The organism is Salinispora cortesiana, from assembly GCF_000484695.1.
GTDB classification, from domain to species: Bacteria; Actinomycetota; Actinomycetes; order Mycobacteriales; family Micromonosporaceae; genus Micromonospora; species Micromonospora cortesiana.
This window is the reverse complement of the sequence record NZ_AXVR01000090.1, coordinates 1-10,240: the sequence shown is the minus strand read 5'-3', so window position 1 is coordinate 10,240 and position 10,240 is coordinate 1. Positions and strand designations below refer to the sequence as shown.

Genomic DNA, 10,240 nt, shown 5'->3' with positions numbered 1-10,240 from the left:
TCCGGCTCTGGCGAACATCATGGCCACAGTTCGTGCCGTTCCTCGACTACGACCACGAGGTCCGCAAGGTCCTCTACACCACCAACATCATCGAGTCCCTCAACGCCCGGTTCCGGCAAGCCGCCCGCCGCCGCGGGCACTTCCCCACCGAGCAGGCCGCGATGAAGGTCCTCTACCTCGTCGTCCAACAGAAACGCAAGAGTGGGAGCATCACCGGCCGGGTCTACGGTTGGGCCAAGGCCCTCAACGCCCTGATCCTCGCCTACGGCGACCGGATCACCATCTAACAACCTCGATCACACCCAACGGCCAAACACGGAAAACGCCACAGTCCCGGGATCCCACCGTCGAAGGCGGTCCGCCGAGGGGCTGTCTCGATCAACACTCCGTCCGCCGAGGGAGGCCGTCGCTGAGGGCGACGTGGGGGCTGACTCGGAGTGGCCACTTTGGGTAGGGTCTGCGCGAGTAGCCGTGGTCGGTGAGCTGGGGGCGTGCGTTGGAGTCGGTGGCGTCAGCGTTCGGTCGGGCGGTGGCGGCGCACCGGGATGCCGTCTCTCACATTGAGGCTGCTCGGGCGAGGTTGCGCGACCGCACTGCGGAAGCCGGCGTCTCGGCGCAGGCCCGCGAGGAAGCGCAACGTTTCACTGCCCGCATGCAGCGGCTCGCCGAGGGGCTGACACCCGGTTGGCTGGGTTGCCGACTGGACGGTTCGGCTGCGGATCTTCCCACCGGGGTGGACGCGGCGCTGGGGCGTCCAATGCCGATTCGGCTGGGCGACACGACGCCGGTGGCGGGGAGCGGGTTCAGCGTCGTGGTGCCGTTCGTGGGCGCCGGTCACCTGGCGGTCGACAGTGACGCCCGTGATCCGGCGGTGGCGCGCTGGCTGCGCGGCGTACTGCTGCGGGTGTTGGCGGCGTTGCCGGACGGCGTGCTTCAGGTCGCGGCCGTTGATGGGGCGACCCTCGGGACCGTTTTCGGTCCGTTCCGAGAAATGGTCGAGGCGGAGGCGTGGCCGCGTCCGGCGATCGACCTGCCGGGGTTTCAGCAGGTGCTGGCCGAGGCGGAGGAGCGAATCGAGCGCGCCCAGGGCGGCGATTCGGATCCTTCGGTGCTGCTGGTGTGCGTGGCGGCGATGCCGGAGGGCGCTGGGCGGAGGGAGTGGTCCCGGCTGTCGGCGATCGCGCACGCGGGCCCGGCGGCCGGGGTGTTCCTGCTGCTCGCCGGCTACCCGCCGGCACCGCATCCGGGCGGGCTGAACGCGGCACCGCGCCTGGAGTGCACCACCGCGCTGACGGCCTCGAGCGGTGGGGTGTTCGCGGTCTCCGACCCGCCCGGGCAGCACCGGTTCAGCTCGGACGACTCGGGGTTGGCGGTGCCGGTAAGACTGGACGCCGGCCCGCCGGACACGCTGGTGGAGGCGGTCTGCCGCCGGTTGGCGAAGTCGGCTCGGGTGCAGACGGCGACGGACTTCACGATGCTGATGCCGGAGGAGATCTGGCAGCAGTCGTCGATCGACGGCCTGCGGACGGTGGTGGGCCGGGAGGGGCGTACCGAGTGCGTGCTGGCGTTGGACGACGCGACGCCACACTGGTTGGTGGGGGGTCGCACCGGGTCGGGTAAGACGGTGTTTCTCCTCGACGTGCTCTACGGCCTGGCCTCCCGCTACTCGCCGGACGAGTTGTCGCTCTACCTGCTGGACTTCAAGGAGGGCGTGTCGTTCGCGGAGTTCACCCCGACGGTGGTGGACCCGTCCTGGATTCCACACGCCCACACGGTCGGCATCGAGTCCGACCGGGAGTACGGGTTGGCGGTGCTCCGGACGCTGTCGCGGGAGATGACCCGCCGGGCGACCGAGCTGAAGCGGGCCGGCGTGACCAAGCTGGCCGATCTGCGGACCGGTCGGCCGGATGTGGCGATGCCCCGGCTGCTGGCGGTGATCGACGAGTTCCATGTGCTGTTTGAGGGCAACGACGCGGTGGCCCAGCAGGCGGTGGCGCTCCTCGAGGAGCTGGCGCGCAAGGGCCGCTCGTACGGCGTCCACCTGATCCTGGCGTCGCAGACGATCTCCGGGGTGGAGGCGCTCTTCACCAAGACCGACTCAATTTTTGGCCAGTTTCCGCTGCGGGTCGCCCTCGCCGGTGGTGGCGGTGTCCTGGACCAGCTCAACGACGGTGCGGACAACCTGCCCATCGGCGGGGCGGTCATCAACTCGGCGGCCGGGATTCCGGGGGCGAACCGGGTCATCCGCTTTCCGAACGCCGACGCGGGTTCGGTGGCCACCCAGCGGCACCTGCTCTGGAGTGCCCGCCGACCGGGTGGCACCCCGCCGACGGTCTTCGCCGGCTACGCCGAGCAGCATCCCGACCAGGATCCCACCTTCGTCGCCCTGACCCCCGACGTTCGGCGGCGGCGAGCCCTGGTCGGCCGGACCGTCGCCGTCGGCCTGCCCACCGCGGGTTTCACCCTCGACGCGACCCCGGGCAGCCACCTGGCGGTCCTGGGTACCTCCCCGGTCGGGGCCGACGTGCTCTACGCGGCCACGGCCAGTTTGGCCCGCCAGTACGCGCCCGGCACGGCCCGGTTCCTCATCGCGCCGCTGGTCGCCGCCGCCGACGAGGCCTCCGACGCCACCGTCGAGGCGGTCGCCGCCGCCGGGCACCCGTACGAGACGCTCAACGCGGCCCAGCTTCGGGCGCGACTGGCGGAGCTCGCCCAGCCGACCACTCCCGACGGTGGGCCGACCACCCATCTGGTGATCTTCGGCGCGGATATCGCCAGCAGCCTGCTGGCCACCAGCGACCCCACCACCTACCGTTCGGGGCACGACGAGCTGCGGGACGTGCTGGCCAACGGGCCCACCCACGGTGTCCACCTGCTCGGCTGGTGGCGCTCGGTGAGCCGGTTCAGCAGCGACCTCGGACCCACCGGCGGCAACGAGGTCGCCTGCCTCGTCGCCCTGAACCTGCCCAGCAACGAGGTCAGCTCCCTGCTCGGCGACTACGCCTCGGAGTGGCAGTCCCGCCCCAACCGTGCGCTGCTGATCGACCGGCACGACAACCGTCGCGCCCTCATCGTCCCCTACGTGCGCCCCGGCACCCTCGACCAGATCGATGAATACGCATGACTGAGCAACCGGACACGCCACTGCCCCGCGACGGCGGCTGGGCCGCCTACACCGATCACGCCCGCCGCTTGTCCACCCTGTTGAAGGAGGAACGCGCCCGCGGCGAGCAGCAGGCCGCCGCCAGCCGCGACGGGCAGGCCGCGGTGGATCAGCTCACCCACCGGGTGGCAGCGCAACGGCAGCACCTGCACCATCTCGCCGCCACCCTACGCCTGCCCGCCCCACAGTTTGGCCGGGTCGCACCCGGCCCCATACCGGACCCGGCCGAGGCGCTGCGGCGGGCGACAACCGCCGCCAACGCCGCCGACGCCGCCGCCGAGAACGCCCACCGGCGAGCAGCCCAGCCACCGTTGTTGCCGGGGTTCACCCCGCTGGCCCGCAATGCCCTCGTCTACTCCGTCGCGGCGATAGTCGGCACCTTCGCGTCGCTGCTGATGTTTGCCCTCAGCCCCGACAAGGACCTCGGCCGCATCCCATTGCACCTGGTGCCCTGGTCCCTGTGTGGGCTGCCCGCGCTCGCCTTCTTCGCCGGCTATCTCACGATCAGCCTCGTCGGGCAGCCCCGCATCGGGGGTGGGGGCACCCGGTCCAGGAAAGTCGGCGGGGTGATCTGCTTCGTCGGCATGCCGATCTTGTGGTTCATCTTCATCGCCGCGACCCGCGGCTGACACCAGGCGCACCTGCGACCGACGGCAGGGCGTTGGACCCCACAACCCAGGGAGGAATTCAATGGCCACCATCGGAGACATCAAGGCGGGCCTGGCCCACGGCAAGACCGAAGCCGACAAGGCCCTCGCTCAGCTCGCTGGCGTCAACGCCCAGGTCGACAAGGCCATCGCCGTGCTCCAAGCCCTCGCGGCCGGCACCCAGCAGCCCGCCGTCATGGGCGCCATCGGCAAGCTCACCGCCGCCAAGCAGAAGTTCGGCGAGGGCGCCGGCCTGATTCAGGCCGCCGTCGCGCAGACCGAGAAGTACAACGCCGTCCTCTGACACCGAACCCCGGAAGGTCCCCCGATGCCCACCGTCATCGTCCCCGTCGGCCTCAACCTCGGCCCCTCCTACCGGTACGTCACCCCACCCGACCCCAACCCGGAGTTCTGGGAGGTCCGGCTCGGCAACGACTCCGAGGAGCTCACCGATGACGAATTCCAGGTGTGGGGGCGCGCCTTCCTCGACCCCGAGCGCCACGCCCGCCTGGAGGTCACCCGCGAAACTCTCCAACGCGACCTCCTCGCCGCCGGCGCCGGCCCCGCCAGCCCAGGACCGGTCATCGACCAGCTCCTCGACCGCGGCCTACTGATTGAGTTCGACCCAAACGGTGAGCTGGAGAAGCCGTTCCGTCGCATCAAGCTCCACCCACTCGCCGAAGGGATGGGCAACACCCCCGAAGAACCAGACCGCCGCCTGATCGGCCACAACGGCCAGGCACACGTCAAGGTCAACTACACCGTCTACAACCTGTGGGCGTTTTCCTCAACCGTCAGCTCGCTTTGGCAGGCGTGTGTCCTCGCTGCCGAGCTAGCAGATGAACAGCGAGCCGCCGGTGAGGACGTTGATCCGATGACGGCTGCTGAGCTGGCGCTTGATGTCGCGAACGTTACTCCCATGCTGATTGCTTCCGGCTGCGCATTCCTGGAACCGGTTCGCTAGCCGATGCTCGGGCTGGGAAGACAGGGCCGGGGGCGAACAAGAGACGCGCGGATGCCGGGTGCCCGCGCCAAGGCAGCCGGAGCACTCACCGCAACAGCCGGCGCCCTCCGCGATACCGCTATCGAGTCAGCCCGGGAAGGAATCAAAAACGTCAGCGAAAAGATCGGCAAGGCTACCGGCGGTGGGGTGGCGATAGCAGCCACGGCAGCCGTGGACGCTGCCGGCTACCACCCCTCTCCGCTGATTGCGGTTGGCGCGGCCTATGCCGGCATGAAAGCTGGCGGGCTCGTCGGTCGCGCGATGAACGCCGGGCTCGACCGGATCACCGCCGGACGGGGCGGCGGTGGCCCGATCGACTCGGTCATAGCGGAGTTGATTACGACGCTACGGTTGTTGGAGCAGGTGGGCCGTAGCGTCGGCGATGCCATCGACGCCGTGAACAAGGCCCAGGCCCACTTCCAGAAAGTCAGTCGCGGCGGAGAGAACAACCTTCTCAACAGCGCGGTACGCGCTTGCCGGCAGGCACCTGTTCAGCTTGAGGAGGGTGTAGACAACCTCAAGCAGGCCGGAGATCTCGTCGGAAAGCACCTCGTGGGAGTGGCGAAGACTGGCGGCTGACCGTCCCGGCGGACCAGGCCGCAGCACTGCCAGCCGCCAGCATCGTCGTCGGCCTGTTGACAGGTCAACAGGGTGGTTCGCCGGCTGGCCTCTGCTTGCCTAACAGAGACGACCGTTGGTTGCGTCGACGCTCTGGGGTGTCGCTTCGCTCGTCCGGAACCTCGGCCTTCCGCTCCTCCGCACCGGGCTGCTGCGGAAGGCGGACGCCGACTAGCCGCGCGTACTCGGTGAGACTACCGCCGGCTTGGGCGAGGAGCCATGCTCCGGCACGGAGCTTGACTATCCCTCGGGCGTAGTTTCCCAAGGCGCGATTGACCAGGGGGTTGGCGGCTCCCGCCGTTAGGGCGCGGAACTCGGCTCGGACTTTCTCGGCCTCGTGGATGACGGCCTTGGCCATCTCCTGCTGTTGATGGACGGAGACGTGCAGGTCTCGCAGGGCAGCGGCGACATCGGGCAGGCTCACGTTGCTACCTCCGGGTGCGATCGGATCTGGGATCGGTCCGACGCGAGTGGGTGGGCGTTGTTGGACTCTGGACGGGTAGCGGCGGTGGTCCGTGGTGTGAACACCGGCACGGTTCGGGTTCCCAAAAGGGAGCTCCATCGGTAATCTCAGATCACAGCCTAGGCTATCAGGATAGCCTAGGCACACCGGCGAAAGTGCTCATTGTGATCATGAGGAGGTTGCTGACGATGTCCCTCGCCATGGCCGCCCTGGGGGCCACACTTCTCGGCTGGGTCGCCGGGATGTGGACGTTCAAGCGTTCCCAACGATGGTGCCCGTCCTGCGGCGACACGCTGGACTGCCCGAGTTGCCGCGATGCCAGACACCGCACCTCGAAACCGGCTACCGGTGCGAGCGGAGGTGCACTCGCGTGAGCACGCCCAAGGCATTGGTGGGCCAAGCAGTCCGCGCCGCAGAAGCGAACTGTCGGTGCGGCATCGTCGAGTCGGCAGGCGCGAAGTGACTACCACATACCTGACGCAGGCAGCGATGGAGCAGGTCAACCACGCGCAGGTGGAACTGGAGCGACACCTGGTCACCGGCATCGCCGGTCGGTGCGTTACGTGCCGACAACCCGAACCATGTTCAGGTCGGGCAACCGCCGAAGCGACCTTCGCCCGCTACGGGCGTCTACCCCGCCGCCGACCCGGCATGACGACCGTCAACTCCACAGCTTCGACCTGGACCTGGTTCACCCGGCGATTCGGCGACCGATGGCCATGAAACGCACGTCGAAGAACATCCGCCCCTGGTCGCCGGTCATGGGCGTCATCGCTGACCCTCGTGGTGACCGATCGACGTCACCGTGGCCGATCAAGCAGACGGGGCATCATCGCGATCCGCGACGTACACCCCGACGCCCGGGACCCCGTAAATCAAGCCCTCAGACTTCAACACGAGCACGGCATTGCGTACCACCATCTGAGACACGCCGTAATCACGACGGAACTCTGTCATCGACGGTAGCCTCGCCCCCGGCGCAAGCTCGCCGGATGCAATCTGTTCCCGGATGCGGTCAGCCAACCACACCCACTTGGCGGTAGTGGGCATTACATCTCCCTGGTCTGCAACCGCCATTGCATCACAAGGAAACCTGCGCGAGCAAGATAGCACCAGAGCGTTGACTAGGGCTACCTTGATAGCCTATGTTGACCCAAGCCATCTCCCTGGTCTGCAAACCGGAGATGGCTCAGCGCCAGACCCGACAGCTCCCATCACGCCAACCCGGCCGACCGAGCCCCCACTCCAGCCGGCCGGGGCCGGCCCCAACGAACCCCCGACCGTTGGGGGCACTTCAGCCACCCCGAATCCCGATAAAGGACCAGGCCGCTCGGATGATCGTTGCCGAGAGCGAATCACCGGATGCCACTGGGTTCGGGGCGAGCAGTGCAACCACCAACAGGACCAGGGATGGAACCGCCGTGTCACCTCCCCAACTCAACCTCCGACAGCGGACGTTGCCTGCTTGAGTGGCGGACTACGCTCCACTGAGACCTCCGAAGCCGGTTCGACGGTGCCTCTCGAAACGCGAGCCCTTCGTCAATTTCGGGGCCTCCATTGACCGCATCAGCCGATGATGACCACGCACTACCGCCTTAGGAACTGGGATGCGAGGCTTGCTTGCGCATACCGGTAACCCAGCCAGCATGGGTAGACATTGCATCCGCATCACAGGCACACTCCGACTACGGCAGGAGTGAAGGGACATGGAGTTGTCAGCTCGACGACAGCCACCCACCGTGCGCCTCCGGCGACTCGCGGCAGCACTACGCCGACTCCGCACCGAAGCCGACCTCACTCGCGAAGAGGTCAGCGAGCAGACGAGCATCAACCCCGCCACCCTCTACCGCATCGAAACGGCCAAGGTCCGCCCGCAGCGACGCACCCTGATGGCCATGCTCGACGCTTATGGCATCACCGACGAAGACCAGCGCAGCGAACTCATCGCCCTGTCCCGGCAGGCCACCCAGCTGGGCTGGCTCCAGACGTACGAGTCGGAGCTACCCGAGCTGTACACCACCTACATCAGTTTCGAAGCTGAAGCCCGCTCGGTCCACAACTACGAGTCGCTCTTCGTCCCGGGCTTGCTCCAGACCGAGGAGTACGCCCGCGCGGTGATCCGTGGAGTTCTACCGTTCGCCAGTGAAGCCGAAGTGCAAACCCGGGTGGAGGCCCGACTCCAGCGCCAGGAGGCACTCCATAAGTCCGACCCACTGCGGGTCTGGGCGATCCTCGACGAGGCCGTCCTACACCGTCTGGCTGGTGGGACGAAGGTCATGGTGGATCAGTTCGATGCCCTGGTGAAGGCAAGTGAACAGCCGAACATCACGCTCCAGGTCATCCCGTTCGCGACCGGAGCCCATGCCGGCATGCCGGGATCGTTCGTGGTCATGAACTTCCCCGATCCAGCCGACCCCGCCCTCGTGTACATCGACAGCATGGCCGGCGACCTGTTCCTCGAACGCGAAGCCGATGTACGGCGCTACGCCACCACGTTCGAGCACCTCCGTGCTACCGCATTGGACCCCACCAGCTCGATCAAGCTGATCAGCGGGCAAGCCGCCGCCTTCAGCTCTCAAGGAGGTACGGGGATGACCCCCACCAACCTGACCCATGCCCACTGGATGAAGAGCAGCCGTTCCAGCGGGAATGGCCAGTGTGTCGAGGTTGCTGCCCTCGATGGGGCGGTGGCGTGCCGGGACAGCAAGGACCCGAACGGCCCGGCCCTCGTCTTCGACCGCGCCGCCTGGACGAACTTCCTGGCTGAGATGAGGGACGGGTTTTCGCAGCCGTAGAACCGCTGTGAGACCTCCTGCGGCCACCCGGTCGGCGCTGTGACATCTGTCGTCGAGCGGATGGCCGGCTACTCAACGGAGTGACATCTCGACCGCGCAGAGCCGGATTCACTTCCCGCGCCAGGCGGAGCGCCCGGCGGCTTTGATTCACATCTGACAGGCCACACCTCCCCGACTCGCGCGACGAGCCAGGAAACGGTCGGTTCCTTGTCCTCGGGGAAAGTCACTCCTACGCACACCGTACGGCGGTAGGCTGTTGATCGCCTTCTCCCCCATCTGACCTGGGGTGGGTTACCGGAAGCCGTCTATCGTGGCGCATAGCGGCCGAGGGCGTTAGCATCCCGTTCAGGACTTTGTCTCCGCGACAGGGAGTGACCACATGTGGAGCTGGAACCAGCTTATGCCGGGCTGGCTCATTTTTCTCATTTTCTTGATAGTATTTCTCATAATCGGCGTCTTCGGTATTTGGCTGCTGCGCGGACGAGGTAAAAAACTGTCCGACGCCGAGCCCAAGTGGTTGGACCTGAGCACCCACACCGTCTCGGTCACCGGCACCCTCTACGCGCTTCTGCTCGTCCTGACCGCCCTGACCGTGTATGGCACGTACTCCCAGGCGGGCTTGGCGGTCGCGACCGAGGCGGCGGACCTGAAGGCACTGCACAACGTGGTGTCCGAGTATCCGGAGCCCACCCGAAGCGAGCTCAAGGGCCTGCTGAACGAGTATGTCGACTTCATGGTCAACGAGGCATGGCCGGCCTACCAGCGCGGGGAAGACGTGGAGGGTGACCGCATACTTGAGGAAGAAATCTCACGTACCATCCTCAACTTCACGCCGGGTTCCGACAAAGATCAACAGTTGAGCGGCCTCGCCCTGTCGGAGTTCGAGGACTGGAGCAAGTCCCGCCAGATCCGAAGCACCTTCAGCACAGCCGCGCTTCCCTCGACGCTGTGGTTCACGCTCCTGATCGGCGCGGTGGCCATCGTTCTGATGTCCTGTCTCATCCCCACCCGGACGCGTACCGGCTCCCTGGTCCTGGTCTCCGCGATTGCGGGCATGATTTCTCTGCTGCTGTTCGTGGTCGAACGGGTGGATGACCCCTTCCGCGGGACGATGCACGTATCTGCCGATCCCTACGATACGGTCGGAAAGGCCTTCGACTAGACCTGATCGTGTAGCCGTGGTGCCGCCCCACAGGCACGGCCCCGGCGTTGTTCTTTTACGTCCGCTTTGATCATGGTTTGTTAGATGCCGTAGACGGCGAAGGTGTCGGTGCGGTCGTGTAGGTCGCGGCGGGCGTGGGCGATGTTGGCGCGTCCGGCGAGGCGGAAGGTGTTGAGGGCCAGGTTGCGGAAGGCTGCCATGTTCCGTGGGGCGGTGCCGGTCCTGAGTTGGGAGGTGTCCTCGTGGAAGGTCACATCCCGGGTCCAATGAAGGCTGTTCTCTACGGTCCAGTGACCTCTGGCGTAGTGGTTGAGGTGTTCCGGGCCGGCCTGTCCGGCGTCGAGACTGACGATGCCGTGGATGATCTCTTTACTAGTGCGGACACCGTC

The 10,240-nt window shown here is 66.9% G+C and carries 11 protein-coding genes and 1 pseudogene; 9 read left to right on the top strand and 3 right to left on the bottom strand.

Features of this window, described 5'->3' with window-relative positions; translation table 11 throughout:
- The 6 genes from K228_RS0122970 to K228_RS0122945 all read left to right on the top strand — a co-directional run.
- Positions 1–287 (top strand): transposase (locus K228_RS0122970; protein WP_029723908.1); only part of this gene is annotated, 287 nt, incomplete at its 5' end.
- A gap of 365 nt (positions 288–652) precedes the next feature.
- Positions 653–3,124 (top strand): FtsK/SpoIIIE domain-containing protein, encoded by a 2,472-nt coding sequence (locus tag K228_RS0122965; protein ID WP_025620510.1) that lies wholly within the window; start codon positions 653–655, stop codon positions 3,122–3,124.
- The gene (locus K228_RS0122960; RefSeq protein ID WP_025620509.1) at positions 3,121–3,792 is read left to right on the top strand and encodes a hypothetical protein; all 672 of its coding nucleotides are present in this window, start codon (positions 3,121–3,123) and stop codon (positions 3,790–3,792) included. The genes K228_RS0122965 and K228_RS0122960 overlap by 4 nt, the downstream gene beginning before the upstream one ends.
- A 61-nt stretch (positions 3,793–3,853) precedes the next feature.
- Positions 3,854–4,114 carry a hypothetical protein gene (locus K228_RS0122955; RefSeq protein WP_018218703.1) on the top strand — a complete coding sequence of 87 codons (261 nt, stop codon included), beginning with the start codon at positions 3,854–3,856 and terminating at the stop codon, positions 4,112–4,114.
- 24 nt (positions 4,115–4,138) lie between these two features.
- Positions 4,139–4,774, top strand: a complete 636-nt coding sequence (locus K228_RS0122950) for a hypothetical protein (RefSeq protein ID WP_025620508.1) — start codon at positions 4,139–4,141, stop codon at positions 4,772–4,774.
- 186 nt (positions 4,775–4,960) lie between these two features.
- Entirely contained in the window at positions 4,961–5,392 is a 432-nt protein-coding gene (locus tag K228_RS0122945) for a hypothetical protein (protein ID WP_025620507.1), read from the top strand.
- A gap of 64 nt (positions 5,393–5,456) precedes the next feature.
- Here the strand turns inward: K228_RS0122945 and K228_RS0122940 are convergent, their stop codons facing one another.
- On the bottom strand, positions 5,457–5,855 hold the full coding sequence (locus K228_RS0122940; protein ID WP_025620506.1) for a hypothetical protein: 399 nt from the start codon (positions 5,853–5,855) through the stop codon (positions 5,457–5,459).
- 852 nt (positions 5,856–6,707) lie between these two features.
- A complete protein-coding gene (locus tag K228_RS0122925) occupies positions 6,708–6,944 on the bottom strand; it encodes a winged helix-turn-helix domain-containing protein (protein WP_025620504.1) in 237 nt (78 codons plus the stop codon).
- Between the two features lie 656 nt (positions 6,945–7,600).
- Here K228_RS0122925 and K228_RS0122920 point away from each other — a divergent pair.
- The 3 genes and pseudogenes from K228_RS0122920 to K228_RS0122910 form a co-directional block, all read left to right on the top strand.
- Positions 7,601–8,485, top strand: a pseudogene (locus tag K228_RS0122920) (helix-turn-helix domain-containing protein); the annotation flags it as partial.
- A complete protein-coding gene (locus K228_RS29820; RefSeq protein ID WP_025620503.1) occupies positions 8,486–8,689 on the top strand; it encodes a DUF397 domain-containing protein in 204 nt (67 codons plus the stop codon).
- 379 nt (positions 8,690–9,068) lie between these two features.
- Positions 9,069–9,851: a bestrophin-like domain gene (locus K228_RS0122910; protein WP_025620502.1), complete on the top strand. Its 783-nt coding sequence runs from the start codon at positions 9,069–9,071 to the stop codon at positions 9,849–9,851.
- 80 nt (positions 9,852–9,931) lie between these two features.
- On the opposite strand, the gene K228_RS0122905 is transcribed toward K228_RS0122910, so the two are convergent.
- The coding region (locus K228_RS0122905; protein ID WP_025619910.1) for an ISAs1 family transposase at positions 9,932–10,240 on the bottom strand (309 nt) is incomplete at its 5' end.